At 66.5% G+C, this 26705-nt stretch carries 31 protein-coding genes and 1 tRNA gene; 4 read left to right on the plus strand and 28 right to left on the minus strand.

The features are described from left to right. Positions 1-77: 77 nt before the first annotated feature. The 27 genes from GGQ80_RS15525 to gap all read right to left on the minus strand — a co-directional run bounded on the left by GGQ80_RS15525 (position 78) and on the right by gap (position 24868). A complete protein-coding gene (locus tag GGQ80_RS15525) occupies positions 78-863 on the minus strand; it encodes a type III pantothenate kinase (RefSeq protein ID WP_183986509.1) in 786 nt (261 codons plus the stop codon). Between the two features lie 12 nt (positions 864-875). Then, the gene (locus GGQ80_RS15530) at positions 876-1550 is read right to left on the minus strand and encodes a biotin--[acetyl-CoA-carboxylase] ligase (protein WP_246347147.1); all 675 of its coding nucleotides are present in this window, start codon (positions 1548-1550) and stop codon (positions 876-878) included. A 44-nt stretch (positions 1551-1594) separates the two neighbouring features. Beyond that, the gene (gene nuoN / locus GGQ80_RS15535) at positions 1595-3058 is read right to left on the minus strand and encodes an NADH-quinone oxidoreductase subunit NuoN (RefSeq protein WP_183986510.1); all 1464 of its coding nucleotides are present in this window, start codon (positions 3056-3058) and stop codon (positions 1595-1597) included. Beyond that, positions 3058-4605 carry an NADH-quinone oxidoreductase subunit M gene (locus GGQ80_RS15540; RefSeq protein WP_183986512.1) on the minus strand — a complete coding sequence of 516 codons (1548 nt, stop codon included), beginning with the start codon at positions 4603-4605 and terminating at the stop codon, positions 3058-3060. The genes nuoN and GGQ80_RS15540 overlap by 1 nt, the downstream gene beginning before the upstream one ends. A gap of 11 nt (positions 4606-4616) precedes the next feature. Beyond that, positions 4617-6767, minus strand: a complete 2151-nt coding sequence (gene nuoL / locus GGQ80_RS15545; protein WP_183986514.1) for an NADH-quinone oxidoreductase subunit L — start codon at positions 6765-6767, stop codon at positions 4617-4619. Between the two features lie 3 nt (positions 6768-6770). Further along, complete coding sequence (gene nuoK, locus GGQ80_RS15550; RefSeq protein ID WP_425506072.1) at positions 6771-7079, minus strand: NADH-quinone oxidoreductase subunit NuoK; 309 nt, start codon at positions 7077-7079, stop codon at positions 6771-6773. Beyond that, positions 7076-7687 carry an NADH-quinone oxidoreductase subunit J gene (locus tag GGQ80_RS15555; protein WP_183986516.1) on the minus strand — a complete coding sequence of 204 codons (612 nt, stop codon included), beginning with the start codon at positions 7685-7687 and terminating at the stop codon, positions 7076-7078. Before GGQ80_RS15555 ends, nuoK begins: the two co-directional genes overlap by 4 nt. A gap of 42 nt (positions 7688-7729) precedes the next feature. Then, positions 7730-8218 carry an NADH-quinone oxidoreductase subunit NuoI gene (gene nuoI, locus GGQ80_RS15560; RefSeq protein ID WP_183986632.1) on the minus strand — a complete coding sequence of 163 codons (489 nt, stop codon included), beginning with the start codon at positions 8216-8218 and terminating at the stop codon, positions 7730-7732. 94 nt (positions 8219-8312) lie between these two features. Beyond that, a complete protein-coding gene (gene nuoH / locus GGQ80_RS15565) occupies positions 8313-9362 on the minus strand; it encodes an NADH-quinone oxidoreductase subunit NuoH (protein ID WP_183986518.1) in 1050 nt (349 codons plus the stop codon). Next, the gene (nuoG, locus tag GGQ80_RS15570) at positions 9359-11353 is read right to left on the minus strand and encodes an NADH-quinone oxidoreductase subunit NuoG (RefSeq protein WP_183986519.1); all 1995 of its coding nucleotides are present in this window, start codon (positions 11351-11353) and stop codon (positions 9359-9361) included. Before nuoG ends, nuoH begins: the two co-directional genes overlap by 4 nt. Then, positions 11353-12681 carry an NADH-quinone oxidoreductase subunit NuoF gene (gene nuoF / locus GGQ80_RS15575; protein WP_183986521.1) on the minus strand — a complete coding sequence of 443 codons (1329 nt, stop codon included), beginning with the start codon at positions 12679-12681 and terminating at the stop codon, positions 11353-11355. Before nuoF ends, nuoG begins: the two co-directional genes overlap by 1 nt. Beyond that, positions 12678-13376, minus strand: a complete 699-nt coding sequence (locus tag GGQ80_RS15580; RefSeq protein ID WP_183986523.1) for a complex I 24 kDa subunit family protein — start codon at positions 13374-13376, stop codon at positions 12678-12680. The genes nuoF and GGQ80_RS15580 overlap by 4 nt, the downstream gene beginning before the upstream one ends. Next, on the minus strand, positions 13376-13603 hold the full coding sequence (locus GGQ80_RS15585; protein WP_183986525.1) for a hypothetical protein: 228 nt from the start codon (positions 13601-13603) through the stop codon (positions 13376-13378). Before GGQ80_RS15585 ends, GGQ80_RS15580 begins: the two co-directional genes overlap by 1 nt. Further along, entirely contained in the window at positions 13600-14814 is a 1215-nt protein-coding gene (locus GGQ80_RS15590) for an NADH-quinone oxidoreductase subunit D (protein WP_221364448.1), read from the minus strand. Before GGQ80_RS15590 ends, GGQ80_RS15585 begins: the two co-directional genes overlap by 4 nt. Positions 14815-14864: 50 nt before the next feature. Next, the gene (locus GGQ80_RS15595) at positions 14865-15716 is read right to left on the minus strand and encodes an NADH-quinone oxidoreductase subunit C (RefSeq protein WP_183986527.1); all 852 of its coding nucleotides are present in this window, start codon (positions 15714-15716) and stop codon (positions 14865-14867) included. Beyond that, complete coding sequence (locus GGQ80_RS15600) at positions 15713-16276, minus strand: NuoB/complex I 20 kDa subunit family protein (protein ID WP_183986636.1); 564 nt, start codon at positions 16274-16276, stop codon at positions 15713-15715. Before GGQ80_RS15600 ends, GGQ80_RS15595 begins: the two co-directional genes overlap by 4 nt. A gap of 2 nt (positions 16277-16278) precedes the next feature. Next, positions 16279-16653, minus strand: coding sequence for an NADH-quinone oxidoreductase subunit A (locus GGQ80_RS15605; RefSeq protein ID WP_183986529.1), 375 nt, complete (start codon positions 16651-16653; stop codon positions 16279-16281). 142 nt (positions 16654-16795) lie between these two features. Further along, positions 16796-17608, minus strand: a complete 813-nt coding sequence (locus GGQ80_RS15610) for an inositol monophosphatase family protein (protein ID WP_183986531.1) — start codon at positions 17606-17608, stop codon at positions 16796-16798. A 149-nt stretch (positions 17609-17757) separates the two neighbouring features. After that, complete coding sequence (gene efp, locus GGQ80_RS15615) at positions 17758-18321, minus strand: elongation factor P (protein WP_183986533.1); 564 nt, start codon at positions 18319-18321, stop codon at positions 17758-17760. A gap of 58 nt (positions 18322-18379) precedes the next feature. Further along, positions 18380-18970: a M23 family metallopeptidase gene (locus GGQ80_RS15620; RefSeq protein WP_183986535.1), complete on the minus strand. Its 591-nt coding sequence runs from the start codon at positions 18968-18970 to the stop codon at positions 18380-18382. Between the two features lie 4 nt (positions 18971-18974). Then, positions 18975-19976 carry a L,D-transpeptidase family protein gene (locus GGQ80_RS15625; RefSeq protein ID WP_183986537.1) on the minus strand — a complete coding sequence of 334 codons (1002 nt, stop codon included), beginning with the start codon at positions 19974-19976 and terminating at the stop codon, positions 18975-18977. A 61-nt stretch (positions 19977-20037) separates the two neighbouring features. Then, a complete protein-coding gene (thiE, locus tag GGQ80_RS15630; protein WP_183986539.1) occupies positions 20038-20718 on the minus strand; it encodes a thiamine phosphate synthase in 681 nt (226 codons plus the stop codon). Then, complete coding sequence (locus GGQ80_RS15635; protein WP_183986541.1) at positions 20715-21212, minus strand: hypothetical protein; 498 nt, start codon at positions 21210-21212, stop codon at positions 20715-20717. Before GGQ80_RS15635 ends, thiE begins: the two co-directional genes overlap by 4 nt. Beyond that, a complete protein-coding gene (locus tag GGQ80_RS15640; RefSeq protein WP_183986543.1) occupies positions 21212-22114 on the minus strand; it encodes a fructose bisphosphate aldolase in 903 nt (300 codons plus the stop codon). Before GGQ80_RS15640 ends, GGQ80_RS15635 begins: the two co-directional genes overlap by 1 nt. Positions 22115-22162: 48 nt before the next feature. Beyond that, complete coding sequence (locus GGQ80_RS15645; protein WP_183986545.1) at positions 22163-23353, minus strand: phosphoglycerate kinase; 1191 nt, start codon at positions 23351-23353, stop codon at positions 22163-22165. Further along, a complete protein-coding gene (locus tag GGQ80_RS15650) occupies positions 23350-23859 on the minus strand; it encodes an MOSC domain-containing protein (RefSeq protein ID WP_425506073.1) in 510 nt (169 codons plus the stop codon). The genes GGQ80_RS15645 and GGQ80_RS15650 overlap by 4 nt, the downstream gene beginning before the upstream one ends. Position 23860: 1 nt before the next feature. After that, entirely contained in the window at positions 23861-24868 is a 1008-nt protein-coding gene (gene gap, locus GGQ80_RS15655) for a type I glyceraldehyde-3-phosphate dehydrogenase (protein ID WP_183986547.1), read from the minus strand. Positions 24869-25022: 154 nt separating this feature from the next. Between gap and GGQ80_RS15660 the strand changes: the two genes are divergently transcribed. From GGQ80_RS15660 to GGQ80_RS15675, 4 genes are all read left to right on the plus strand, one after another. Then, complete coding sequence (locus tag GGQ80_RS15660) at positions 25023-25205, plus strand: hypothetical protein (protein WP_183986549.1); 183 nt, start codon at positions 25023-25025, stop codon at positions 25203-25205. Next, positions 25205-25513, plus strand: a complete 309-nt coding sequence (locus GGQ80_RS15665; protein ID WP_183986551.1) for a cell division protein ZapA — start codon at positions 25205-25207, stop codon at positions 25511-25513. The genes GGQ80_RS15660 and GGQ80_RS15665 overlap by 1 nt, the downstream gene beginning before the upstream one ends. Positions 25514-25696: 183 nt before the next feature. Further along, positions 25697-26233 carry a 5-formyltetrahydrofolate cyclo-ligase gene (locus GGQ80_RS15670; RefSeq protein WP_183986552.1) on the plus strand — a complete coding sequence of 179 codons (537 nt, stop codon included), beginning with the start codon at positions 25697-25699 and terminating at the stop codon, positions 26231-26233. After that, a complete protein-coding gene (locus GGQ80_RS15675) occupies positions 26230-26442 on the plus strand; it encodes a DUF2842 domain-containing protein (protein ID WP_246347140.1) in 213 nt (70 codons plus the stop codon). The genes GGQ80_RS15670 and GGQ80_RS15675 overlap by 4 nt, the downstream gene beginning before the upstream one ends. A gap of 183 nt (positions 26443-26625) precedes the next feature. Here GGQ80_RS15675 and GGQ80_RS15680 read toward each other — a convergent pair. Next, a tRNA-Asp gene (locus tag GGQ80_RS15680) sits at positions 26626-26702 on the minus strand. Between the last annotated feature and the right edge of the window lie 3 nt (positions 26703-26705).

Raw genomic sequence — 26705 nt, forward strand, 5'->3', positions numbered from 1 at the left:
TCCTTTGGTCCCGTTCGATCGGGATCGTGTGGGAAGCGGGCGAGGCGCTCGCAATGGCCCCGGCGTCCGCGAAAAAGTCACGGCATCATATGGGCTCGATCGTGCATGATCGCCAGTCCCTGGATCGTCAGATCGGGCTCGATGATATCGAAGGCATCGGTGTGCTGTTCGAACAGCGTCGCCAGGCCCCCCGTCGCGATCACCGTCACTGGCCGCCCGACCTCGCGTTTCAAGCGCGCGACGAGCCCCTCGATCATCGCGATATAGCCCCAATAGATGCCGATGTGCATCTGATCGACGGTGTTGCGCCCGACGACGCTGGGCGTCGCCGGCGCCTCGATCGCGATGCGTGGCAGCTTGGCCGCCGCCGTGACCAGTGCGTCGAGCGACAGGTTGATCCCCGGCGCGATGATCCCGCCCTTGTAGGCCCCCTGGAAGTCGCTGACGTCGAAGGTCGTCGCGGTGCCGAAATCGATGACGATCAGGTCGCCGGGATGCAGCGCATGCGCCGCGATCGTGTTGACGGCGCGATCGGCGCCCAGGCTCTGCGGCTCGTCGACGTCGAGCGCCATGCGCCACTCGACCGGCGCTCGCCCGGCGATCAGCGCGTCGGTGCCGAAATATTTCTGCGCCAGTACCTGGAGGTTGTGCAGTGCCCGCGGCACGACCGTCGCGACGATGACGCCGGTCACGTCCGATCGCTCGAACCCCTCCAGCGCCAGCAGCTGGACGAGCCACACGGCATATTCGTCCGCCGTGCGCCGCGGATCGGTCGCGATGCGCCAGCGGCCGCGGATGGCGCGGCTGTCGTCGACGAGCGCGAAGACCACATTGGTGTTACCGGCATCGATCGCGAGCAGCATCTGCCGTCCTTGTCAGATCAGGAACACGTCGCCGGCGTGAATGACACGCCGCTCGCCGCCCGCCAAGCGAAGGATCAGCGCGCCATCGTGGTCGAGCCCGTCGAACAGGGCGTCGATCGCCTGGCCATCGGGCAATCGCGCCGTCAGCGCGGTGCCGATCGGATGCGCCATCGCGAGCCAGCGGTCGCGTATCGGCGCAAGCCCCTCCCAGCGCCAGCGCTGGAGCCACCGCGCGAAAGCCTCGGCCAGCGTCTCGACGAACACGGCTGGATCGACGCCGACATCGTGAGCGGCAAGGCTGGTCGTCGGCCGATCGGACAGCGCGGGATGCTGCGCCAGGTTGACGCCGATCCCGATCACGATCGCATCATCGGCTCGCTCCAGCAGGATGCCGGCAAGCTTTGCGCCGTGGAGCAGCAGGTCGTTGGGCCATTTGATCGCCAACCCATCGCTACCGCCGGGAGCAGAACGGAGGAAGGTCCCGACGACATCGCCGACGCTTACCGCGGCCACCAGCGCCAGCGTCGGCGCGGGCGGATCGCTCGGCCGCAAACGCACCAGCGTGCTTGCGGAGACGTTGCCCGCGGGCGAACTCCAGGCCCGGCCCTGGCGACCGCGCCCCTGCGTCTGCCGGGCTGCGCTCAGCCACAGTGCCTCCTCGGCACCGGTTCGCGCCAACGCCAACAGGTCGGCGTTGGTCGATCCCGTTTCCTCGACCGAAACAATCCGCGTCAGAACAGCGCCTTCGCCGCCGCCGTCGTCCAGACGCCAAGCGCCGGAATCAGCAGATAGCCGAGCGGTGACACAAACACCGCCGACAGCGCGATCAGCCCGCCCTCGACCTTATTCTCGCTGCGCGGGAACGCGGGTGCCGGATCGTCGAAGTACATCGTCTTGACGATGCGCAGGTAATAATAGGCACCGATCACCGAGGCGGCGATACCGACCGCGGCGAGCGGGAACAGCCCCGCCTTCACCGCCGCATCGAACACCGCAAACTTGGCCCAGAAGCCGAACAGCGGCGGGATGCCCGCCAGGCTGAACATGAAGATCGCCAGTGCCGCCGCCAGGCCCGGGCGCGTCCGCGACAGGCCCGACAGGCTGGCGATGCTCTCGACCGGCTCGCCCGTCTCGTCGCGCATCTGCAGCACGACCAGGAACGATCCCAGCGTCATCACGATGTAAATGACCATATAGGTCAGCACGCCCGACACGCCCTCGGGCGTTCCGCAGGCAAGGCCAACGAGCGCGAAGCCGACGTTGTTGATCGACGAATAGGCGAGCAGCCGCTTGACGTTGCTCTGCCCGATCGCCGCCACCGCGCCGAGGACGATCGAAGCGAGCGCCGCGAAGATCACGATCTGGCGCCACTGGTCGGTGGCCGATCCCATCGCCTCGATCGCCACGCGGGTGGCGAGGCCGATCGCGGCCACCTTCGGCGCAGAGGCGAAGAAGGCGGTGACCGGGGTCGGTGCGCCCTGGTACACGTCGGGCGTCCACATGTGGAACGGCACCGCCGCCAGCTTGAACGCGAGGCCGGCGAAGATGAACACCAGCCCGAAGAGCAGGCCGAGCGACTTCGCCTCGCCGCTCATCGGCGTCGCGGCATAGGCCCCGGCGATACCGTCGAACAGCGTCGTGCCGGTGAAGCCATAGACCAGGCTGATGCCGTAGAGCAGGATACCGCTCGCCAGTGCGCCGAGCACAAAATACTTCAGCCCCGCCTCCGCCGAGCGTGTATCGCGGCGCATGAAGCTGGCGAGGACGTAGGCCGCAAGGCTCTGCAGCTCGAGGCCGACGTACAGTGTCAGCAGATCGGCCGCCGACACCATGATCCCCATGCCGCAGGCGGACAGCAGGATCAGCACCGGATATTCGGGCTTGAGGTCGTCACCCGCCGTCCGGCGGAAAAAGTCGGGCGCCATGATGATCGCAACCGCCGAGGCGACGTAGATCAGCACCTTGGCGAACGCCGCGAATGCATCGGCGCGATAGAGGCCGTCGAAAGCGGCCCCGCCGCTCGATGCCGGCCCCGCCAGCGCCACGCAGGCACCGGCAAGAACGAAGACCGAGGCGATCGACACCGCGCGGGTCGATTGCTGCCCGCCCCAGGCGGCGACCAGCATCAGCGCGATCGCGCCGAGGCCGAGTACCAGCTCGGGCAGCGTCATAGCAAGGTTGGCGGCGTAGCTCATCAGTGCGCGCCCTCGGTAGCAGCGGCGTGGTGGAGAGTGGCGGCAGCGGCGGCAATCGGCTTACCCGGCGTCGGCTGGCTGTCGCTCGGCGGGGCGGCACGGTCGATCCGGGCGAGCAGCACCGCGACGTCCTTGCGCATCGGCGCCAGGAAGCTCTCGGGATACACGCCCATCCACAGGACGACCACGGCGATCGGGGCGAGCAGCCACAGCTCGCGGCTCGACAGGTCGGGCATCGCGGCGACTTCCTCGGACTTCACCTCGCCGAACGCGATCCGGCGGTAGAGGTAGAGCATGTAAGCGGCGCCCAGGATGATCCCGGTGGTGCAGAGCAGCGCGATCAGCGTCGAGCGCTCGTACGTCCCCATCAGCGCCAGCAGCTCGCCGACGAAGTTGCTCGTCCCCGGCAGGCCGACCGATGCCATCGTGAATAGCAGGAAGAACAGCGCGTAGCGCGGCATCGTGATCGCCAGCCCGCCGTAACGCGAAATCTCTCGCGTGTGCAGCCGATCATAGATCACGCCCACGCACAGGAACAGCGCGCCCGATACCAGGCCATGGCCCAGCATCACCATCATCGCGCCCTCGATCCCCTGCCGGTTGAACGCGAACAGGCCGATCGTCACGATCGCCATGTGCGCGACCGACGAATAGGCGATCAGCTTCTTCATGTCGCTCTGCACCAGCGCGACGAGGCTTGTGTAGATCACCGCCACCGCCGACAGCGCGAACACCAGCCAGGTCAGCTGGCCCGACGCCTCGGGCAGCATCGGCAAGCTGAAGCGCAGGAAGCCGTAGCCGCCGAGCTTCAGCAGCACGCCCGCCAGGATCACCGAGCCCGCGGTCGGCGCCTGGACGTGCGCGTCGGGCAGCCAAGTGTGGACCGGCCACATCGGCATCTTGACCGCGAACGAAGCGAAGAACGCCAGCCACAGCCACGTCTGCGCCTGCGGCGGGAAGTCGTACGCCATCAGCGCCGGGATCGACGTCGTGCCCGCCTTGTTCGCCATGTACAGCATGGCGATCAGCATCAGCACCGAGCCGAGCAACGTGTAGAGGAAGAACTTATACGACGCGTATATCCGGTTCGCGCCACCCCAGATGCCGATGATCAGGTACATCGGGATCAGGCCGGCTTCGAAGAACACATAGAACAGGAACAGGTCCTGCGCCGCGAAGGTGCCGATCATCAGCACCTCGGTGAACAGGAACGCCGCCATATATTCGGGCACGCGCGTCGTGATCGAGCGCCAGCTCGCCCCGATGCAGATCGGCATCAGGAACACGCTGAGCATGATCAACAGCAGCGCGAAGCCGTCGATGCCCAGCGCCCAGGCAAAGCGACCGAACACCGGCGCATATTCGACGAACTGCCACTGCGGCCCGCCGATCTGATAACCCGCCCACAGCACGCAGCCGAGAACGAAGTCAACCAGCGTGGCCGCCAGCGCCAGCCGGCGCGCATTCTCGTCGCTCAGGAACAGGCACGCCGCGGCGGCCAGCGCCGGCACGACGAGCATGATCGAAAGGATCGGGAAATTCTCCATCGACCCGCCCCTTAGCCCGCGATCGCCCAGGTGACCGCGGCGGTGAGCCCGATCAGCATGACGAATGCATAGGTATAGACATAACCCGATTGCAGCTTGCCGGCGAGCCGGCTGCCCGCCGCGACCAGCCACGCCGACCCGTTGGGGCCGAAGCGATCGATCGTGCCTTCGTCGCCCTTGTGCCAGAGCAGACGGCCGATGGCGAAGGCAGGACGGACGAAGAGGAGGTCATAGAGCTCGTCGAAATACCATTTGTGGAGCAGGAAGCGGTAAAGGACGCTGAATTGGTCCGCGACCGCCGCCGGAAAGCGGGTGTTGACGATATAGGCATACCAGGCGGTGCCGAGCCCGAGCAGCATCGCGACGAAGGCCGACAATTTGATCGGCACCGGCACCTCGTGCATCGCGTGCATCAGATGCTCGTGGAACGCGAGCGCACCCTTCCAATATTCCTCGCCGGCCGACGGCTCGATGAAGAAGGCGTGGAAGGCCCAGCCCGCCGCGATCGCACCGATCGACAGGACGATCAGCGGGATCAGGATCGGCAGCGGGCTTTCGTGCGGATGATAGCCGCCGGTGCCATCCTTCACTTCGTCCGGCGACGCGCCATGCGCCGACGGCGAATGGCCGCCATCCTCGGCATGCGCCGGGTTGCCATGCGCCTCGTTGGCGTGATGCGCGTCGTGCGCCATGGCATGCGCATGCGCGTGATCATGGTCATGAGCGTGGTCGTGCCCATGGCCGTGCGCATCGTGAACCGCATGCTGAATATGCTCCGATGCGGCCCAGCGCGGCTGACCCCAGAAGGTCAGGAACATCAAGCGCCACGAATAGAAGCTGGTGATCGCCGCGACCAGGACGCCGACGAACCACACGCCCGGCTCGCCCGCCGCCCAGCTCGCCTCGATGATCGCGTCCTTCGAATAGAAGCCGGCGAAGCCGATCATCGGTAGACCGTAGACGCCCGGGATGCCCACACCGGTGATCGCCAGCGTGCCCATCATCATCGCCCAGAAGGTGACCGGGATCTCCTTCCGAAGGCCGCCATAATAGCGCATGTCCTGCTCGTGGTGCATCGCATGGATGACCGAGCCGGCACCGAGGAACAGCAGCGCCTTGAAGAAGGCGTGGGTGAACAGGTGGAACATCGCCGCGCCATAGGCGCCGACGCCCGCCGCGAAGAACATGTAACCGAGCTGCGAGCAGGTCGAATAGGCGATCACGCGCTTGATGTCGGTCTGCACCAGCCCGCACGTCGCGGCGAACAGACAGGTCGCGGCGCCGATCGAGGCGACGACATGAAGCGCGACCGGCGAGGTGTCGAACAGCGGCGACAGGCGACACACCATGAACACGCCCGCGGTCACCATCGTCGCCGCATGGATTAGCGCCGACACCGGGGTCGGGCCCTCCATCGCGTCAGGGAGCCAGGTGTGAAGCCCGAGCTGTGCCGACTTGCCCATCGCGCCGACGAACAGCAGCAGGCAGATCACGGTCAACGTATCGTAGCGATGGCCAAGGAAGCCAATCGTCGATCCCGCCATGCCCGGCGCCGAGGCCAGGATCTCGGGGATCGAAATCGTGCCGAACACCAGGAAGGTCGCGAAGATGCCGAGCATGAAGCCGAGGTCGCCGACGCGATTGACGACGAACGCCTTGATCGCGGCGGCATTGGCGCTCGGCTTGCGGAACCAGAAACCGATCAGCAGGTACGACGCGAGACCCACGCCTTCCCAACCGAAGAACATCTGGATCAGGTTGTTCGCCGTTACCAGCATCAGCATCGCGAAGGTAAACAGCGACAGATAGGCGAAGAACCGCGGCTGATCGGGGTCCTCGCTCATATAGCCCCAGCTATAGAGATGGACGAGCGCCGAGACGCTGGTCACGACGACCAGCATGACCGCGGTCAGCGCATCGACGCGCAGCGCCCAGGCGGCATTCATGTCGCCTGACTGGATCCAGGTGAAGACCGGGACGACCGTCGCCGACAGGCTGCCCGACATGAAGCCGATGAAGATCGGCCACGACAACGCGCAGGCGACGAACAGTGCGCCTGTGGTGATCGCCTTGGCCGGCACGAAGCCGATCGACTTGTTGCCAAGCCCCGCGATCGCCGCCGCCAGCAGCGGCAGGAAACAGATGATGAGGATCGAATGCACCGGTTACCCCTTCATCCGGTTCGCGTCGTCGACCGCGATGGTGCCGCGGCCACGGAAATAGATCACGAGGATCGCGAGCCCGATCGCCGCCTCGCCCGCGGCGACGGTCAGCACGAACATCGCGAACACCTGCCCGACCAGATCGTGGAGATAGGCGGAGAAGGCGACGAGGTTGATGTTCACCGCCAGCAGGATCAGCTCGATCGCCATCAGGATGACGATCAGGTTCTTGCGGTTCACGAAGATGCCCAGCACCCCCATGGTGAACAGGATTGCCGCGACGACCAGGTAATGGACGAGACCGATGGTCACAGCTGAACCCCCTGCCCGATCTCGGGCTTGACGTTGCGCGTCGCGTCCTGCGGACGGCGCGCGTTCTGGCGGGCGATATTCTGATAGCGCGCGCCGCTGCGATCGCGATGGGTCAGGACGATGGCGCCGATCATCGCGACCAGCAGCACCAGCCCGGCGCCCTCGAACACGAACAGGTAACGCGTGTAGAGCAGGTTCCCCATCGCCTGGATGTTGGGCACCGTCGCATCGACCGGCGCGATACGGCGGGTCAGGTCGATCTTGCCGGCGCTCCACGCGCCCAGCGCGATCATCATCTCCGCCGCCAGCGCCACCGCCAGCGCCAGGCCGATCGCCGCATAGCGCGCGACGCCCGCCCGAATGCTGGCGACCTCAATGTCAAGCATCATCACGACGAAGAGGAACAGCACGGCGACCGCGCCGACGTAGACGATGACGAGCAGCATAGCGATGAACTCGGCACCGACGATCACCATCAGCCCCGCCGCGTTGAAAAACGCCAGGATGAGCCACATCACCGAGTGCACCGGGTTGCGCGACGAGATCGTCATCGCGCCCGATACGATCACGACGATCGCGAACAGATAAAAGGCCAAGGCCTGGATCACGGTAGTGTCGGCCCCCTCAGCCCTGAATCGAGTGGCGCGGCATTAACGGTATGGCGCATCGGCGGCAAGGTTGGCCGCGATCGTGCGCTCCCAGCGGTCACCGTTGTCGAGCAGCTTCGCCTTGTCGTAGATCAGCTCTTCGCGCGTCTCGGTAGAAAACTCGTAGTTCGGCCCCTCGACGACCGCATCGACGGGGCACGCCTCCTGGCACAGGCCGCAGTAGATGCACTTCGTCATATCGATGTCATAGCGCGTCGTGCGGCGGCTGCCGTCGTCGCGCGGCTCAGCCTCGATCGTGATCGCCTGCGCCGGGCACACCGCCTCGCACAGCTTGCACGCGATGCAGCGCTCCTCGCCGTTCGGATAGCGGCGCAGCGCATGCTCGCCGCGGAACCGCGGGCTCACCGGGTTGCGCTCGAAGGGATAGTTGATCGTCGCCTTGGGCTTGAAGAAATACTTCAGCGTGAGGGCATGCGCCTTCACGAATTCCCATAAGGTGAACGACTTGACGAGTTGACCTACCGTCACGATCCAAACCCCATAACCCGGTCGATGGCGACGACCGTCAATCCGACAACCACACCCGCGAGCGCGCGGCGCCAGAGCGCCGAGCGACGAGTCTCGTTCACATCGGCACCCGCTGATACATCAGGTACCCCGACACCAGGAACACCCAGAACAGCGACAGCGGCAGGAACACCTTCCACCCCAGCCGCATCAGCTGGTCGTAGCGATAGCGCGGGACCGTCGCCTTCACCCAGCTGAACACGAAGAAGAAGAACATCATCTTGGCGAACAGCCAGATGATCCCCGGCACGACGTAAAGCGGCGCCCAGTCGATAGGCGGCAGCCAGCCACCCCAGAACAGCGTCGCGTTGAGCGCGCACATCAGGATGACGTTGGCATACTCGCCCAGCCAGAAGAGCGCGAAACTCATCGAGCTGTACTCGGTCTGGTAGCCCGCAACGAGCTCCGACTCCGCCTCGGTCAGGTCGAACGGCGCGCGCTGCGTCTCGGCGAGTGCCGAAATGAAGAACACGATCGCCATCGGGAACAGCAGCGGGTTGATCCAGAAGCCGTTGACGATGCCCAGGCCATGGCCCTTCTGCGCCATGACGATGCCCGACAGGTTGAACGTCCCCGACCACAGCACCACCGAGATCAGCACGAAGCCGATCGCGACCTCGTAGCTGACCATCTGCGCGGCGGCACGCAGCGCCGAGTAGAAGGGATATTTGGAGTTCGACGCCCAGCCCGACAGGATGATGCCGTAGACGCCGAGCGACGACGCCGCGAGCACGTAGAGCAGTCCGACGTTGATGTCGGCAAGCACGACGCCCGACTGGAACGGCACCACCGCCCACACGATCAGTGCGACGGTGAAGGTGATGATCGGCGCCAGCAGGAACAGCCCGCGGTTGGCCGCCGCGGGGACGATCGTCTCCTGCAGGAACACCTTCAGGCCATCGGCGAACGACTGGAGCAGGCCGAACGGCCCGACGACGTTGGGGCCACGGCGCAGCGCCATCGCCGCCCAGATCTTGCGATCGGCGTAGATGATCATCGCCACCGCCAGCATCAGCGGCAGCGCGATGATGAGGATGCCGACAATCGTCGCCAGGAACCAGGCCCAGCCATAGGGCAGCCCGACCGTGGTGTTGAAGAAACTCGTCACTCCGCGGCCTCCGCGAATTCCTCGCCGTGGATCAGCTCGGCCGAGCAGCGCTGCATCGTCGGGCTCGCCCGGCAGATCGCGTTGGTCAGATAGAAGTCGGCGATCGGATAGCGCTCGATGCGCCCGTTCGCGCCGCCGCCGATCGCCGGCACCTGCCAGTCGAACGACACCAGCCCCTGCTCGCGCAGCGCCGGCACCTCGGCATACATGGCCTCACGCAACCCGTTCAGGTTGTCGAACGGCAGCTTGGCGCCCATCACCTCGGACAGCGCGCGCAGGATCGCCCAGTCCTCGCGCGCGTCGCCCGGCGGGAATACCGCACGCTCGCCACGCTGGACGCGCCCTTCCAGGTTGACCCAGGTACCCGACTTCTCGGCATAGCTGGCGCCCGGCAGGATCACGTCGGCGTGATGCGCGCCCTTGTCGCCGTGGTGGCCGATAAACACCTTGAACCCGGCGAAGCGGCTGTAGTCGACCTCGTCGGCGCCCAGGAAGAAGCCCAGCTTCGCGCCCAGCACGTCGGCGATGCCGCCCTTCTGCGCGTACCCGAGCATCAGCCCGCCCATCCGTGCCGCCGCCATATGGACGACGTTGAAACCGTTCCAGCCATCGCGGACGAGGTTCAGACTATCGACCAGCTCCAGCGCCGCGCCGTGCGCGCCCTTCAGCGCCGCACCGCCGACGATCACCATCGGCCGCTCGGCCTTGCCGAAAAGCTCGCCCACCTGGTCGGGCAGGCTACCGAGCACCGACAGGTCGTCGCCCAGCCATTCGACCGGATAGGTCAGGTCGACCTCGGGACCGATCGCGAAGACTTTAGCGCCCTTCTTGATCGCCTTGCGGATGCGGGTGTTCACCAGCGGCGCTTCCCAGCGCAGGTTTGTGCCGACCAGCAGGATCGCGTCGGCGCGCTCGACGCCCGCGATCGTGGTGTTGAAATTCACCGCCGCCAGGCTGGACGTGTCATAGTCCATCCCCGTCTGCCGCCCTTCGAGCAGCGACGAGCCCAGCGAACGCGCCAGCGCCTTGGCGGCGTACATCGTCTCGCAATCGACCAGGTCGCCCGCGACCACCGCGACGCTGCCGCCGTGATCGACCGCAGCGATCGCGCGGAACGCTTCGTCCCACGACGCTGCGACCAGCTTGCCGTCCTTGCGGATGAACGGGCGATCGAGACGCCGGCGCACCAGTCCGTCGATCGCGTGGCGCGTCTTGTCGGTCGCCCACTCCTCGTTCACGTCGTCGTTGATCCGCGGCACGCAGCGCAGCACCTGGCGGCCGCGGCTGTCGAGGCGGATGTTGGTGCCGACGGCGTCCATCACGTCGATGGTCAGCGTCTTCTTCAGCTCCCAGGGCCGCGCCTCGAACGAATAGGGCTTGCTGGTCAGCGCACCGACCGGACACAGATCGACGACATTGCCCGACAGCTCGCTCGTCACCGCCTTTTCGAGATAGCTGGTGATCTGCATGTTCTCGCCGCGATAGATCGCGCCGATCTCTTCCACGCCCGACACTTCCTCGGCGAACCGGATGCAGCGGGTACACTGGATGCACCGGGTCATGACCGTCTTGACGATCGGACCCATATATTTGTCGGTGACCGCGCGCTTATTCTCGTCGAAGCGCGAATGGCCGCGGCCATAGGCGATCGACTGGTCCTGCAGGTCGCACTCGCCGCCCTGGTCGCAGATCGGGCAGTCGAGCGGGTGGTTGATCAGCAGGAATTCCATGATGCCCTCGCGGGCATGCTTCACCATCGGCGTGGTGGTGAAGACTTCCTGATTGTCCGCGGCCGGCAGCGCGCACGACGCCTGCGGCTTGGGCGGCCCGGGCTTCACCTCGACCAGGCACATGCGGCAGTTGCCGGCGATCGACAGCCGCTCGTGATAGCAGAAGCGCGGAATTTCCTTGCCCGCCGCCTCGCACGCCTGAAGCACCGTGGCGCCCTGCGGCACCTCGACTTCGATCCCGTCTACTTTCAACTTAGGCATTACTCAGCCGCTTCCTGCATCGGTGCGAGATCACCGCCCATCGTTCCGGCGCGTTCGCGGATGCGACGCTCCATCTCGGGCCGGAAATGCTTGATGAGACCCTGGATCGGCCACGCCGCAGCGTCGCCGAGCGCGCAGATCGAGTGACCCTCGACCTGCTTGGTCACCTGCTGGAGCATGTCGATCTCGGCGATCTCGGCCTCGCCGGTGCGCATCCGCTCCATCACGCGCCACATCCAGCCGGTGCCTTCGCGGCACGGCGTGCACTGGCCGCAGCTCTCGTGCTTGTAGAAGTAGCTCAAGCGGCTGATCGCACGGACGATATCGGTCGACTTGTCCATGACGATGACCGCCGCGGTGCCTAGGCCGGAACCGACGCCCTTCAGCCCGTCGAAGTCCATCGGGCAGTCGATGATCTCCTTCGCCGGCACCAGCGGCACCGACGACCCGCCCGGGATCACCGCGAGCAGATTGTCCCAGCCGCCACGGATGCCGCCGCAATGCTTCTCGATCAACTCGCGGAAGCTGATCGACATCGCCTCCTCGACCACCGTCGGCTTGTCGACATGGCCGCTGATCTGGAACAGCTTGGTGCCCTTGTTGTTCTCGGCGCCGAAGCTCGAGAACCACTCGGCACCGCGGCGCAGGATCGTCGGCGCGACGGCGATGCTCTCGACGTTGTTGACCGTCGTCGGGCAGCCATAGAGCCCCGCCCCTGCCGGGAACGGCGGCTTCAGCCGCGGCTGGCCCTTCTTGCCCTCCAGGCTCTCGAGCATCGCGGTTTCTTCACCGCAGATGTACGCGCCGGCGCCGCGGTGGACGAACACGTCGAAGTCGTAGCCCGAACCGCAGGCGTTCTTGCCGACCAGGCCAGCGTCATACGCCTCCTGCACCGCCGCGAACAGCACCTCGGCCTCGCGGATATATTCGCCGCGGATGTAGATATACGCCGCCCGCGCCCGCATCGCGAAGCCGGCGACGAGCGCGCCTTCGATCAGCTTGTGCGGATCGTGGCGGATGATCTCGCGATCCTTACACGAGCCCGGCTCGGACTCGTCGGCGTTGATGACCAGGAAGTTCGGCCGATCGGGCTTCGGCTCCTTGGGCATGAAGCTCCACTTGGTGCCGGTCGGGAAGCCCGCCCCGCCGCGCCCGCGCAGCCCCGACGCCTTGATCGTGTCGATGATCTTGTCCTGCCCGATCTCGAGCAGCGCCTTGGTATTGTCCCAATCGCCGCGCGCGCGCGCCGCATCGAGCCGCCACGACTGATAGCCGTAGAGGTTGGTGAAAATCCGATCCTTGTCGGTCAGGGACGTGATGGCGCTCATGCCTCCGCTCCCGCGTTCGCGGTCTGGCCCCATTCGGGCCTGTAATCGTGGTTCTCGTTCACCATCGCGGTCAGCGTCGTCGGCCCGCCATAGGGCTCGACGGTATGACGGCCCGGCTCCTGCGACCCTGCCTTGGGATGCTCACCCCGCTCCAGCGCCTCGAGCAGCGCGACGGTGCGGTCGTAGGAAAGATCCTCGAAGTTATCGTCGTTGATCTGGACCATCGGCGCCGAGGCGCAATTGCCCATGCACTCGACCTCGGTCAGCGTGAACAGGCCGTCGGGCGTGGTCTTGCCCTTGATAAGGCCCTTGTTCTTGCACGCCGCCAGCACATCGTCCGACCCGCGCAGCATGCACGGCGTCGTGCCGCAGACCTGGACGTGGTAGCGGCCGACCGGCGCCAGGTTGAACATCGTGTAGAAGGTCGCGACCTCGTACACGCGCATGTACGGCACGCCGATCTCGCGCGCGACGAACTCGATCACCGGCACCGGCAGCCAGCCCTGCGTGTCGGTCTCGGCCCCGACCTGGCGTTGCGCCAAATCGAGCAGCGGGATCGACGCCGACTGCTCGCGCCCCTTGGGGTAGCGCGCCAGCACGGCATCGCGCTTCGCCTTGTTCTCGTCCGTCCACGCGAACGCACCCCAGCGCGCGCGCACCTCGGTTTCGTCGGGGATCTGGGGGGTGTCAGCCATTAGGCGTGATCCGTAAGGTCTAGGCGGTTTTCGATACGCTCGACGCGGTCGTTCAAGCGGTCGAGCCGGCTGTTCACGCCGGAAATCGCGATGATCGAACTGCCAAGATGTTCTTCGACCATCGTCATGCGGACCTTCAGGTCGCGCATATCGAACTTCATTTCCGACACGTCGGACTGCAGCTTCTGCAGCACCGAGTAGATCAGATCCGGGGTGACGTCACTCACCGGTCACACTCCCCGAACACGATATCCATCGCGCCCAGGATCGCTGTCGTGTCCGCCAGCATGTGGCCGCGGCTCATGAAGTCCATCGCCTGGAGATGGCTGAACGCGGTCGGGCGGATCTTGCAGCGATAGGGCTTGTTGGTGCCGTCGGCGACCAGGAACACGCCGAACTCGCCCTTGGGGCTTTCGGTCGCGACGTAAACCTCGCCGGCGGGCACGTGATACCCCTCGGTGTACAGCTTGAAGTGATGGATCAGCGCTTCCATCGACTGCTTCATCTCGGCGCGCTTGGGCGGCACCACCTTGCGGTCGAGGCTGGCGATCGGCCCCTCGGGCATTTCGGCCAGGCACTGCTTCATGATCCGCGCCGACTGGCGGACCTCCTCGACGCGCACCATGAAGCGATCGTAGCAATCGCCGCGCGTGCCGACCGGGATCTCGAAGTCCATGCGGTCGTACACGTCGTAGGGCTGCGACTTGCGGATGTCCCAGGGGATGCCCGCCGCGCGAATCATCGGGCCCGAGAAGCCCCAGGCGATCGCGTCGTCGCGGCTCACCGTCGCGATATCGACGTTGCGCTGCTTGAAGATGCGGTTGTCGGCGACCAGGCTGATTGCGTCCTCGAACAGGCGCGGCAGCCGCGTGTCGAGCCAGTCGGCGATATCGGTCAGCAGCTTCAGCGGCACGTCCTGATGCACGCCGCCGGGACGGAAGTAATTATGATGCATCCGCGCGCCGGTCGCGCGCTCGAGGAAGCCGTAGCAATCCTCGCGGATTTCGAACATCCACAGGTTCGGCGTCATCGCGCCAACGTCCATAACGTGGCTGCCGAGGTTCAGCATGTGATTCGAGATGCGCGTCAGCTCGGCGAAGAATACGCGCAGATATTGCGCGCGGATCGGCACCTCGAGATCGAGCAGCTTCTCGATCGCCAACACGAAGCTGTGCTCCATGCACGCCGGCGAGCAATAGTCGAGGCGATCGAAATAGGGGATCGCCTGCGCATAGGTCTTGTATTCGATCAGCTTCTCGGTGCCGCGATGGAGCAGGCCGACGTGCGGATCGATCCGCTCGATGATCTCGCCGTCCAGCTCCATGACGAGCCGAAGCACGCCGTGCGCCGCGGGATGCTGCGGACCGAAGTTGATCGTGTAGTTCTGGATGGTGACGTCGCCGATCGTCGGGTCGGCCGCATCGGTCTTGCCGAGCAGCTGGTCGACATACGGGTCGATCGTGGCGGTGTCGGTCACGACGGTATCGCTCACTGGTTCTGCCCTCCGCCCTTGGTGGGGACGACATCGGGGTTGGCCGGCTTGGGCTCGCCGCCATCGGGGCCGGGCTTGCCCGCACCGGTCTCGGCGGTGCTCTGCGCGTCCTTCTTGCCATAGGCCTCGCTCGAGGCGGCCGGCGGCGTCGCGACGCTCTGCGCCGCGCCGGCCTTGGCGATCTGGTCAGCGGTCAGCGGCGTCTGCGCGCCCTTGGCCTGCGGCAGCATGCCCTTCTCGTCGCCCGGCAGGACATATTCGGCGCCCTCCCACGGACTGGTGAAGTCGAAGGTGCGGAAGTCCTGCGCCAGGCTGACCGGCTGATAGACGACGCGCTTCTCCTCTTCCGAATAGCGCAGCTCGACGAAGCCCGTCAGCGGGAAGTCCTTGCGCTGCGGATGGCCGCGGAAACCGTAATCGGTCAGGATCCGGCGCAGGTCGGCGTTACCTGCGAACAGCACGCCGTACATGTCGTAGATCTCGCGCTCCAGCCAGCCGGCGACCGGCCATACGCCCGTCACCGACGGCACCGGCTTCACCTCGTCTGTCGAGACATGCACCTGGATGCGATGGTTGCGCGTCAGCGACAGCAGGCAATAGACCACCTCGAAGCGCTCGGGGCGCTCGGGATAGTCGACGCCGGCCATCTCCATCAGCTGCTGATATTCCAGACCCGGCGTATCGCGCAGCGTCGTCAGCGTCTCGACGATGCTGTCGCGCTCGGCGAAGAGCTGGACCTCGCCGACGCGCACCCGCGCCTCCATCACCGCTCCGCCCAGCGCGGCGTTGATCGCGTCGACGGTCGCGTCGTTCAGGTTCGTCGCATAGGCAGGCGCCGGCGCTCTCATCGCTCGATGCTCCCCGAACGACGGATCTTCCGCTGCAGCTGCATGATCCCGTACAGCAGGGCCTCGGCGGTCGGCGGACAGCCGGGGACGTAGATGTCAACCGGCACGATCCGGTCGCAGCCCCGCACCACCGAATAGCTGTAATGGTAATAGCCGCCGCCGTTGGCGCAGCTACCCATTGAGATGACGTATTTGGGCTCCGACATCTGGTCGTAGACCTTGCGCAGCGCCGGCGCCATCTTGTTGCACAGCGTGCCGGCGACGATCATCACGTCCGACTGGCGTGGGCTCGCGCGCGGCGCGGCGCCGAAGCGCTCCAGGTCGTAGCGCGGCATGTTCACGTGGATCATCTCGACCGCGCAGCAGGCGAGGCCGAACGTCATCCACCACAGCGAGCCCGTGCGTGCCCACTGGAACAGGTCTTCCGCCGAGGTGACCAGGAAGCCCTTGTCGGTAAGCTCGCCGTTCAGGCTGTCGAAAAAGCCCTGATCCGGCGGCACCACTGCGCCGGCACCGGCGCTACGCTGCAGCTCGACGGGGCCGGAATGGCCTTCGTTCATCATCATTCCCAATCCAGAGCGCCCTTCTTCCAGGCGTAGACGAGCCCGAGGGCGAGCTCGCCGATGAAGATCATCATGGAGATCCACGCGGTCCAGCCGAGCGAGAACACGCTGACTGCCCAAGGATATAGGAACGCCGCCTCGAGATCGAAGATGATGAACAGGATGGCGACGAGATAAAAGCGCACGTCAAACTGGCTGCGCGGATCCTCGAACGCGGGGAAGCCGCACTCATATTCCGACAGCTTCTGCTCGTTGGGCTTGTGCGCGCCGGTCAGGCGCCCGACCAGCATCGGCAGGAACACGAACGCGCTCGACAGGGCGAGCGCCACCCCCAGGAACAGGAGGATCGGCAGATATTGCGACAGGTCGACCAAAGGGCTTCTCGCATGAGCGAAAGGAATGGGGCGGCTTTAAGCGCGAGGGTGCCACGGGGCAAGCGTTGCAGCCCGTGAGAATGACTCGCAACGATCGTGTGCAACACTCCTCCCCCAGCTTGCTGGAGGAGGACGAAAAGAATCACCGCAGCGCGTTCGCCACCAGCTTGTGCAGCTTCGAATGCAACCCGTCGTTCGCCGCGAGATACTCGCCGCGCTCCATCGCACGGTCGGCACCGCGGAAGTCGGTGACGAAGCCGCCCGCTTCCTTGACCAGCAGCAGCCCGGCCGCCGCGTCCCACAGGCTCAGCCCTGATTCCCAGAAACCGTCGAAGCGCCCCGCCGCGACCCAGGCCAGGTCGAGCGCCGCCGATCCCAATCGGCGGATACCCGACACTTCCGGCGCCACCGCACCGAAGATCCGGCTCCACTGCGCGAAGTCGCCATGCCCAAGGAACGGAATGCCCGTCGCGATCAGGCTGTCGGCCAGGTCGCGCCGCGACGACACGCGCAGCCGCGCGTCCTGAAGCCAGGCGCCGCGGCCCTTCTCGGCCCAGAAGCTCTCGTCGGTCAGCGGCTGATAGACCAGTGCCGTCGTGATCTCGCGCTTGCCCGACGGCATCGGCTCTTCCACTGCGATCGAGATCGAGAAGTGCGGGATGCCGTGGAGGAAATTGGTCGTGCCGTCGAGCGGATCGACGATGAACCGCGGCTTCGACGGATCGCCCGCCACCTCGCCGCGCTCCTCCATCAGCAGGCCCCAGTCGGGCCGCGCCTTCGACAGCTCCTCGAAGATCGTCTGCTCGGCGCGCTTGTCGGCCATCGACACGAAGTCGGCCGGGCCCTTGCGGCTGACCTGGAGCTGCTGGACCTCGTTGAAATCGCGACGCAGCCGCGGCGCCGCCTTGCGCGCGGCACGGTCCATGACGGTGATGAGGCCGGAATGGGAAGGCATTCGAAGACTCCTCCCCTCCCTGCAAGGGAGGGGTCGGGGGTGGGTGCCGGTGCTTGAGCACCGGCGACAACGCTGGTGGCGGACGCCGCGGCTCGCTCCGCTCGCACCCACCCCCAGCCCCTCCCTTGCAGGGAGGGGAGTAGGTCAGATCAATCCGCGCGGCGGACGTACGTACCCTCGTACACGTCGACGACGATCCGCGTACCGCTGGCGATATGCGGCGGCACCATCACCCGCACGCCGTTGTCGAGCACCGCGGGCTTGTAGCTGGACGAGGCGGTCTGCCCCTTCACCACCGCGTCGGCCTCGACGATCGTGGCCTCGATCGTGTCGGGCAGCTGCACCGAGATCGCTTCCTCGTCATACAGCTCCATGACGACGTCCATGCCGTCCTGCAGGAAGGCGGCGGCATCGCCGAGCAGGTCACGCGGCAGCGTCGTCTGGTCGTAGGTTTCCTTGTCCATGAAGACCAGGTTGTCGCCCTCGGCGAACAGGAACTGGAAATCCTTGGTGTCGAGGCGGACGCGCTCGACCGTCTCGGCCGAGCGGAAGCGGACGTTGTTCTTGCGGCCGTCGCGCAGGTTCTTCAGCTCGACCTGCATATAGGCCCCGCCCTTGCCGGGCTGGGTATGCTGGATCTTGACCGCGCGCCAGATGCCGCCTTCGTACTCGATGATGTTGCCGGGACGGATGTCCACGCCGCTGATCTTCATGGGATGAACCTGTTGGAAAGAGCCGTGGCGCGCGACCGGCACGCGCCGTGCGGCGCTCCTAGCGGCTGGCGGGCTTTCCGGCAAGAAGTGGGTAGGGATTGACGTCCTGCCCCTCCCACCAGCGCTCGCCGGGCTGCATCCGCTGCACCCCGAAATGCAGGTGGTAATGGCCCGGTCCGGCGTCGCCCGAATCGCCGACGAAGCCCAGCGGATCGCCCGTTCGCACCGTCTGCCCCTCGTGAACGCCGGGGGCATAGCCGGCAAGATGCGCGTAATAATAGATCCAGCGCCGGTCGGGCGAACGCACATAGAGCGTGGTACCGCCCAGGCTGCTCTCGAACAGCTTCTCGACGCGTCCCGGCGCCGCCGCGGTGACCGGCGTTCCGCCCGCGGCCATGATGTCGGTGCCGTGATGCCCGCGCGTGCCGCCCCCACGCGCGTCGTTCCAGCTGTCCTGCAGGGCAGCCTCCGTCACCCCGCGCACCGGTATTGCCAGGGTGCCGGCCTGCCCCTCTTCGCCGACCGGCGGCTCGGCGACCGGCCGGTCACCGCCCCGCGTCCGATCGGCCGTCCCAAACCGCGTCGTCGCCGCGAAGGCTGCCACGATCAGCAGAAAGACCGACAGGATGCCCCAGCCAAGCTTCGTCATCGTCTCAGGCCTGGAACACCGCCTTGGTGCCCGGCTTCACCATCATCGCCAGCCGCGCCACGTCCCAGTTGGTCAGGCGGATGCAGCCATGGCTTTCGCTGCGACCGATCAGCTCGGGATTGGGCGTGCCATGGATACCGTAATGCTCCTTCGACAGGTCGAGCCACACCACCCCGACCGGCCCGTTCGGCCCCGGCGGCAGCATCGCCTTATCGTCGCTCTTGTCGGCATCCCAAAATAGCGCCGGATTATAATGGAACTTGGGGTTGTAATCCGCGCCGTTGATCTTCCACGTCCCCAGCGGCAGCGGATCATGCTCGGACCCCATCGTCGCCGAGAATTGCGCGATCAGCCGATCCTGCTTGTCCAGTACCCGCAAGGTGCCGTCGGATTTGTCGACGACGATATGGTCCGCCTTGGGCTGATTGGCATCGACGTTGAGCATGTCGAGCGTCTGGCGCCAGTGATCGGGCAACGTGGGATCATAGGCGCGACTGGTCGGCAGCGCGTTGGGAAAGACCACCTTCACCCCCGGCGCGAGCCGCGTCTGTGGCGAATTGAGCGCCAGCAGAACCTGCGGCGTGGTGTGGAACATCTCCGCCAGCTTCTCCATCGGATTGCGATAGGCGATCGACGGCAGCTTAGACTGCTCCTCCATGTCCTTGGGCAAGGGATTGATATACGGACCCGCCAACGCCAGCGGCGTCAGTGCCGCCACCACCGTCGGGCGCATGGCCCGGTACGGATAGAGCGCCTTGAGCGTCACGGCATCGATCTTGCCGGTGATCGGCAGGTTGCGCGACTCCTGGAAGCCCTTCAGCGCACGCACCAGCGACGCGCCGCCCTTGCCGTCGAGGATGCCCGGCCCGAAACCGAGATGGTCGAGGATCACCTGAACGTGCAGGATCGAGCGATCGATCGTCGGGGAAGCGGGCCGGTTCTGAGCCGCCGCCGGCAAGGCCGCGGCGCCGATCGTCAGGGCGGCGATACTCGTCTTCCAGAACATGGGTCAGCCTCTACCGTTACGCTTGCGCATCAACGGCCGAACGGCGCCAAGTATCCGGCGGTTATGCAGCCATCACGTCGTTGAATGCCCGCACCGCCGCCGCCTCGTCACCACCCCAGACGGCATGGCTCACCGCCAGGAAGTCGGCACCCGCCTTCACCAGCGGCGCGGCATTGGCGGGCGTGATCCCGCCGATCGCGACGCAGGGCAGCTCGAACACCGCCGACCACCAGGACAGGATGACCGGCTCGGGATGATGGCTGACCTCCTTGGTCGTCGTCGGATAGAAGCTGCCAAACGCGACATAGTCGGCGCCGCGCTCGCCCGCTTCCATCGCGAGGTGGCGGCTGTCGTGGCAGGTAACGCCGATCTGCACCGACGGCCCCAGCTCGGCCCGCGCCTCGCGCGGATCGCCGTCGTCCTGGCCCAGGTGGACGCCGTCGGCGCCGAGACGCTTGGCGAGGCTGATCGAATCGTTGACGATGAAGGCGACCTCACGATCCGCGCAGATCCGTTGCAGCGGCTCCGCCAGCTTCGCCGCCTGATGCTGGTCGATGTCCTTCACGCGCAACTGGAACGCCGCGACCGGCCCTGCGTCGAGCGCCCGCGCCAGCCGGTTGGCGAAACCGCCGGTCACGTCGAGCGGCGAGACGAGGTACAGCTGGCACGGCGGCCGCGACAGGTCGCGCGTGAAGTTGGCGGCGAAATCGGGATCGAGCGGGCCGAGCGGGTCGTCAGTCATGCCGATGCGACTACCCGCTTGATCGCCGCGGCGAAAGCCACCGGTTCATCGAGCCGATGCGCGATCGCCACGATCCCGCGCTTGCCCGACAGCGGCCCGGCCAGGTCGACAACGACGTTCGGATAGGCGACCAGCGCCAGGTTGAGCACCTGCCGCCGTTTGAGATCGGCGGCGGTCCACGCCTCCCGCAACCCGGCGATCTGGTCCAGCGGCACCTCGACCGAGCGGATCGTGCCCACCCGCATGACCAGCCGCCCGCCGTCGATCAGCACCGGCCGCCGCTTCATCACCCGAATGCCCAACACCAGCCAGACAAGCGCTGGCAGCGTGAGCAGCGACACGACCAACGCCACCATCGGATGCCACAGCGCCAGCAGCAGATGTACCACGACCAGCTCGCCGCATCCCAGCAGGACCAGCACCCACAACATCGGCGCGACCGCGCGATGATAGGAGAAGCGCTGCCCGATCCCCGACCGGGCAGCGTCGTCCATCAGTTCTTGACCGTCGAGGCGGTGTAGATCTCGTCGATCGCGGCACCGAGCGTGCGGTCGAACTCCTCGTCGCTCTGTCCGTCGCGCAGATCCTCGAGCAACGCGCGGCTGAAGCTCGCGATCATGCCGTGGTTCTTCGCCAGCGCCGCGCAGGCGTCGGGGCGCGAATAGCCGCCCGACAGCGCGACGACGCGCGCGACGCGGTGGTGACCGATCAGGTCGGCATAGCGATCCGCCTCGGCCGGGATCGTCAGCTTCAGCATGACGCGGCGATCGCCGGTCATCGCGTCGAGATGCTTGAGGATCTCGTCGTGCAGGATCGTCTCCGCCTCGGCGCGGCCTTCCATCTTCAGCGAGACCTCGGGCTCCAGGATCGGCATCAGGCCGTGGCCGATGATCTGCTCGCCGATCTGGAATTGCTGTTCGACGATCCGCGCGATGCCGCCCTGCGACACCCCCTTCACCACCGAGCGCATCTTGGTGCCGAACACGCCAAGCCCCTTGGCGCGCGCCAGAAGCTCGTCGAGGCCCGGCATCGGCTTCATCATCTGAACGCCGTCGGCCTCGTCCTCCAGGCCCTTGTCCATCTTCAGGAACGGCACCACGCCGCGGTTCCACAGCGCGGTCGGCACCGGCACGCCATCGGCCTGGCCATCCATCGTCTTCTCGAACAGGATCGCCGCCAATACCTTGGCACCGTTGAAGCTGGGCGCGGTGATGATCCGCACCCGCATCTTGTGGATCAGCTCGTACATTTCGGCGTCGGAGGACCAGCTGCCCTCCGCCACGCCATAGGCCTTCAGCGCACCCGGCGTCGAACCGCCGCTCTGGTCGAGCGCGGCGATGAAACCGGCGCCGCTGACCATCTGCGCCATCATCACATCATGTTGCGAAACCATCATCTTCTCCCCGAATGCGGCCGGACCATCCGCTCTTTCATTGAAGCCCGATTATCGTGACAGCGCGGCGACGCCGGGCAGCTCCTTGCCCTCCATCCATTCCAGGAAGGCGCCGCCCGCCGTCGAGACGAAGGTGAACGCGTCGGCGACGCCGGCGGTGTTGAGCGCCGCGACGGTGTCGCCGCCGCCCGCCACCGATACCAGGCTGCCGTCGGCGGTCAGCGCCGCCGCGGTCTTCGCCAGCGCGACCGTCGCCGCCTCGAACGGCGGGGTCTCGAACGCGCCCATCGGCCCGTTCCACACCAGCGTCCGGCAATTCTTCAGCACATCGGCCAGCGCCTCGGTCGCGGCGGGACCGACGTCGAGGATCATCTCGTCCGCCGCCACCTCGTGGACGTTGACGGTGCGCGTCGCCGGATTTGGCTTGAACTCCTTGGCCACCACCACGTCATACGGCAGGTGGACGGTGCAGCCGGCGCGATCGGCCGCGTCCATGATCTCGTCGGCGGTGCCGGTCAGGTCGTGCTCGCACAGCGACTTGCCCACATCGACGCCGCGCGCGGCCAGGAAGGTGTTGGCCATGCCACCACCGATGATGAGATGATCGACCTTGCCGACCAGATGCTTCAACACGTCTAGTTTGGTCGACACCTTGGCACCGCCGACCACCGCCGCAACCGGATGCTCGGGTTTGCCCAGCGCCTTTTCCAGCGCGTCGAGCTCCGCTTCCATCGCCCGCCCTGCGAACGCCGGCAGCTGCCGCGCCAGTCCCTCGGTCGAGGCATGCGCGCGATGCGCCGCCGAGAAGGCGTCGTTGACGTATAGGTCCCCGAGCTTCGCAAAGCGATCAACGACATCGGCGTCGTTCTTCTCTTCGCCGGCAGAGAAGCGGCTGTTCTCGAGCACGGCGATGTCGCCGGGCTGCATCGTGGCCACCGCCGCCTCCGCACCCTCCCAATCGACGAAACGCACCGGACGACCCAGCACCTCCTCATAGGGCTTGGTCACCATCGCCAGCGACATGTCTGGATTGGGCTGACCCTTGGGGCGGCCGAAATGTGCCAGCACCAGCACGATCCCGCCGCGGTCGGCGAGTTCGGTCACTGTCGGCACCGTTGCGCGCAACCGCGTCGCGTCGGTAACCGCGCCGTCCGCCATCGGCACGTTCAGATCCTCGCGCACCAGCACGCGCTTGCCCTGGATGTCGCCCATATCGTCGAGCGTCTTGAACGGCTTGGTCATGCTTCCTCGATCCTGATCTCATCGCCCACGGCGATATGGCCACCCTGACGGACGCGCGTACACACCCCACCGCGCCAGTCCGGCGTCAGCGCCGCCCGCAATCCGGGCGCGAGCGCTTCCATCCGCTCGCACGGGTCGGTTTCCCGGGTGATTTCGACGACGACGTCGCGCCCGATGCGCAAGCGAACGCCCGGCACCTGCGGCAGATCCAGCCCGTCGACCAACAGGTTGGCCCGGCGCTCCTGCCACGCAATGGTATGGCCGACCTCCGCCATCGCCGCGTCCCAGTCGCCGCGTTCGATCAGCGTCACCTGTCGCCGCCCGCGCCCACCCGGCTTCACCGCGCCGCGGAAGTCGCCATGGATGCCGCCGTCGACCGTCACCTCGACCGCCTCCACCAGCTCCATCGGCGCCTTCGGAAAGGCATGGCGAGCGATCCCCGCCAGTACGCCGATCCGCCCGGACGGTGCGGACGTCACCGCAGCATCCAGGCGCAGGTCCTTCATCTTAAAGGAACTTCGCCATCGCGGTCGCGGTGTCGACCATGCGGTTCGAGAAGCCCCATTCATTGTCGTACCAGCTGACGACACGCACCAGCTTGCCGTCGATCACCGCCGTCTCCAGCCCGTCGACCGTCGACGAGGCGGGCGTGTGGACGATGTCGGTCGAGACCAGCGGATCCTCCGAATAGACCAGCACGCCTTCGAGCGGGCCGCTCTCGGCCGCAGCCTTCAGCAGCTGGTTCACTTCCTCGCGCGTCGTGTCGCGCTTGGGCGTGAAGGTCAGGTCGACCAGGCTGCCGTCCGGCACCGGCACGCGCACCGCCGACCCGTCGAGCTTGCCCTTCAGTTCGGGCAGCACCTCGCCCACCGCGCGCGCGGCGCCGGTCGTGGTCGGGATGATGCTCATCGCCGCGGCGCGCGCGCGGCGCAGGTCGGGGTGGATCTGGTCGAGGATCTTCTGGTCATTGGTATAGGCATGCACCGTCGTCATCAGCCCGCGCTCGATGCCGATCGCATCGTTCAGCACCTTGGCGACTGGCGCCAGGCAGTTGGTGGTGCAGCTGGCGTTCGACACGATGGTGTGCTCGGCGGTCAGCTTGTCGTTGTTGACGCCGTAGACGACGGTCAGGTCGACGTTCTTGCCGGGGGCGGAGATCAGCACCTTCTTGGCGCCGGCGTCGATGTGCTTCTGGCAGCTGTCGCGGTCGGTGAAGAAGCCGGTGCACTCCAGCACCAGCTCGACGCCCAGTTCCTTGTGCGGCAGGTTGGCGGGATCGCGCTCGGCCGTCACGCGGATGCGCTTGCCGTCGACGACCAGGTCCTGGCCCTCGGCATGGACATCGCCGGGGTAGCGGCCGTGAACGCTGTCGCGGCTGAACAGCCACGCATTGGCCTTCGCATCGGCGAGGTCGTTGATCGCCACCAGCTCCAGCGTCGTGTCCTGCTTCTCCAGGATCGCCCGCGCCACCAGGCGTCCGATGCGCCCGAAGCCGTTGATCGCCACCTTCGTCATCCGACTACTCCTCGCTGCATGATTATACGGCACCGCAAGCGATTGGCGCTGGCGCCGGGCGGCTCGCCTTTGCGGGGGCACGGCCTCTCCTGTCAACCGCACTGCCGGGGCAAATGCGGCTTGCCGCACGGGCATGCGGTGCTATCGCGCCGATATGGCACAACAAGCATCCGCGGGCGACCGGATCGACGCCGCGCTCGCCCGGATCGAGAACGCCGTCCTGCGCCGTGACGCGGCGGCGAACGCACTGGCCGAACGCCACGCCGTCCTGCGCAAGCGGATGGCCGAAGCCGTCACCGCACTCGACGCGGTGATCGCCGGCGAGGAGCGCGGCTGATGGCCGAGGTGACGATCACGGTCGGCGGCCGCCCCCATTCCATCGCCTGCAAGGACGGCGGCGAGCATCGCATCCGCCAGCTCGGCCAGATAATCGACGCCAAGTGGCAGGCGGCGCAGCGCGCCGCCGGCGGCATGGGGGCAGAGCGGACGATGCTGTTCGTGGCGCTGATGCTCGCCGACGATCTCGACGAGGCGGAAACCCGCCCGCCGGAGGGCGCAGCGCTCAGCGAAACCGCGCTCGCGCGAATCGCCGACCGGCTCGAAAGCCTCGCCGACGCCCTTGAGAACAAGCCGGCGAGTGCCTAGATAGATGCCCGGCGGGTTCTGCCCGGTACGAGCCTTTATTATCCCTGAGGCTATTCATCATCCAAGGGGGCTGTCCCTGCCCGGGCCCTGGCCCGACGCACATGGTCCCCACCTGACGTACCGTGCGTCAGAGGATAACCCGGCACACGGCCACGGCGGTCCCGCCACCCGCCCCTTCCATTCATGACCGACAAACGGGCGCTGCGCGCGCGCATGCGCGGCCTCCGCGATGACGGCGACCGGTCGGGCACGCTCGCCGTACCCAGTGTTTTCCACGAACGGTTGGCGCCGGGCCTCGTCGTCGCATCCTACATCCCGATCGGCAGCGAGGCTGATCCCGCGCCCTTCGCCGACGCCGCGACGGTGGCGGGCTGCATCATCGCGCTGCCGCACGTCGTCGATCGCGCCAGCCCGATGCGCTTCCTCCGTCAGGTCGGGACTTCGGCGCTTCAGCCCGGCCCCTTCGGCCTGCGCCAGCCCGCCGCCGATGCCGCCGAGCTGGCGCCCGACATCATCCTGACGCCGCTTGTCGCCTTCGATCGCCGCGGCAACCGGCTGGGCCAGGGCGCGGGCCATTACGACCGCGCCTTCGCCGCCCATCCCGCCGCCTGGCGCATCGGCATCGCCTGGGCGATACAGGAACACGACGGGCTGACCCCCGACCCGTGGGACATGCCCCTCCACGCCATCGCGACCGACAAGGAATGGATCACGCCATGAACAACGGACCCAGCTGGCGAAAGCCCGTCGGCGCGATCGGCATCCTCGCGCTCATCCTGCTGTGGTGCGTGCTGGTCGTCAGCCTGTCAGGCGTCGTCGGCGAATGGCCGGGGCTGGCGCAGCTGGCCTTTTATGTCGTCACCGGCATCGTCTGGATCCTGCCGCTCAAGCCGGTGCTGCTGTGGATGGAGACCGGCCACTGGCGTTAGGCGGATGAAACGCGGGCTCATGCCGCAGCTCCGTCAGAAGGCAGCCAGCCTCCCATCCGTTCGCCCTGAGGAGCCGCTGAGCGACGTCGATGCGGCGTCTCGAAGGGCCACCGCGCGCGGGCACGTTACCCGGTCCACCAATATCTCTGAAACCTTCGCCAGCGCGTCTTTCAGACTGCGCTGTGGCGCGAGTGACGGGGCTCGAACCCGCGACCTCCGGCGTGACAGGCCGGCGCTCTAACCAACTGAGCTACACCCGCTTG

Origin of the sequence: Sphingomonas jinjuensis, assembly GCF_014197105.1 — a bacterium.
Taxonomy (GTDB): domain Bacteria; phylum Pseudomonadota; class Alphaproteobacteria; order Sphingomonadales; family Sphingomonadaceae; genus Sphingomonas; species Sphingomonas jinjuensis.

Bases quoted from the DNA above. Each gene is read 5' to 3' on its own strand.
- GGQ80_RS15525 (WP_183986509.1), bottom strand. From the start codon at position 863: ATGCTGCTCGCGATCGATGCCGGTAACACCAATGTGGTCTTCGCGCTC.
- nuoN (WP_183986510.1), bottom strand. From the start codon at position 3,058: ATGAGCTACGCCGCCAACCTTGCTATGACGCTGCCCGAGCTGGTACTC.
- GGQ80_RS15540 (WP_183986512.1), bottom strand. From the start codon at position 4,605: ATGGAGAATTTCCCGATCCTTTCGATCATGCTCGTCGTGCCGGCGCTG.
- nuoG (WP_183986519.1), bottom strand. From the start codon at position 11,353: ATGCCTAAGTTGAAAGTAGACGGGATCGAAGTCGAGGTGCCGCAGGGC.
- nuoF (WP_183986521.1), bottom strand. From the start codon at position 12,681: ATGAGCGCCATCACGTCCCTGACCGACAAGGATCGGATTTTCACCAAC.
- GGQ80_RS15580 (WP_183986523.1), bottom strand. From the start codon at position 13,376: ATGGCTGACACCCCCCAGATCCCCGACGAAACCGAGGTGCGCGCGCGC.
- GGQ80_RS15595 (WP_183986527.1), bottom strand. From the start codon at position 15,716: ATGAGAGCGCCGGCGCCTGCCTATGCGACGAACCTGAACGACGCGACC.
- GGQ80_RS15600 (WP_183986636.1), bottom strand. From the start codon at position 16,276: ATGAACGAAGGCCATTCCGGCCCCGTCGAGCTGCAGCGTAGCGCCGGT.
- GGQ80_RS15610 (WP_183986531.1), bottom strand. From the start codon at position 17,608: ATGCCTTCCCATTCCGGCCTCATCACCGTCATGGACCGTGCCGCGCGC.
- efp (WP_183986533.1), bottom strand. From the start codon at position 18,321: ATGAAGATCAGCGGCGTGGACATCCGTCCCGGCAACATCATCGAGTAC.
- GGQ80_RS15620 (WP_183986535.1), bottom strand. From the start codon at position 18,970: ATGACGAAGCTTGGCTGGGGCATCCTGTCGGTCTTTCTGCTGATCGTG.
- GGQ80_RS15625 (WP_183986537.1), bottom strand. From the start codon at position 19,976: ATGTTCTGGAAGACGAGTATCGCCGCCCTGACGATCGGCGCCGCGGCC.
- thiE (WP_183986539.1), bottom strand. From the start codon at position 20,718: ATGACTGACGACCCGCTCGGCCCGCTCGATCCCGATTTCGCCGCCAAC.
- GGQ80_RS15635 (WP_183986541.1), bottom strand. From the start codon at position 21,212: ATGGACGACGCTGCCCGGTCGGGGATCGGGCAGCGCTTCTCCTATCAT.
- GGQ80_RS15640 (WP_183986543.1), bottom strand. From the start codon at position 22,114: ATGATGGTTTCGCAACATGATGTGATGATGGCGCAGATGGTCAGCGGC.
- GGQ80_RS15645 (WP_183986545.1), bottom strand. From the start codon at position 23,353: ATGACCAAGCCGTTCAAGACGCTCGACGATATGGGCGACATCCAGGGC.
- GGQ80_RS15650 (WP_425506073.1), bottom strand. From the start codon at position 23,859: ATGAAGGACCTGCGCCTGGATGCTGCGGTGACGTCCGCACCGTCCGGG.
- gap (WP_183986547.1), bottom strand. From the start codon at position 24,868: ATGACGAAGGTGGCGATCAACGGCTTCGGGCGCATCGGACGCCTGGTG.
- GGQ80_RS15660 (WP_183986549.1), top strand. From the start codon at position 25,023: ATGGCACAACAAGCATCCGCGGGCGACCGGATCGACGCCGCGCTCGCC.
- GGQ80_RS15665 (WP_183986551.1), top strand. From the start codon at position 25,205: ATGGCCGAGGTGACGATCACGGTCGGCGGCCGCCCCCATTCCATCGCC.
- GGQ80_RS15670 (WP_183986552.1), top strand. From the start codon at position 25,697: ATGACCGACAAACGGGCGCTGCGCGCGCGCATGCGCGGCCTCCGCGAT.
- GGQ80_RS15675 (WP_246347140.1), top strand. From the start codon at position 26,230: ATGAACAACGGACCCAGCTGGCGAAAGCCCGTCGGCGCGATCGGCATC.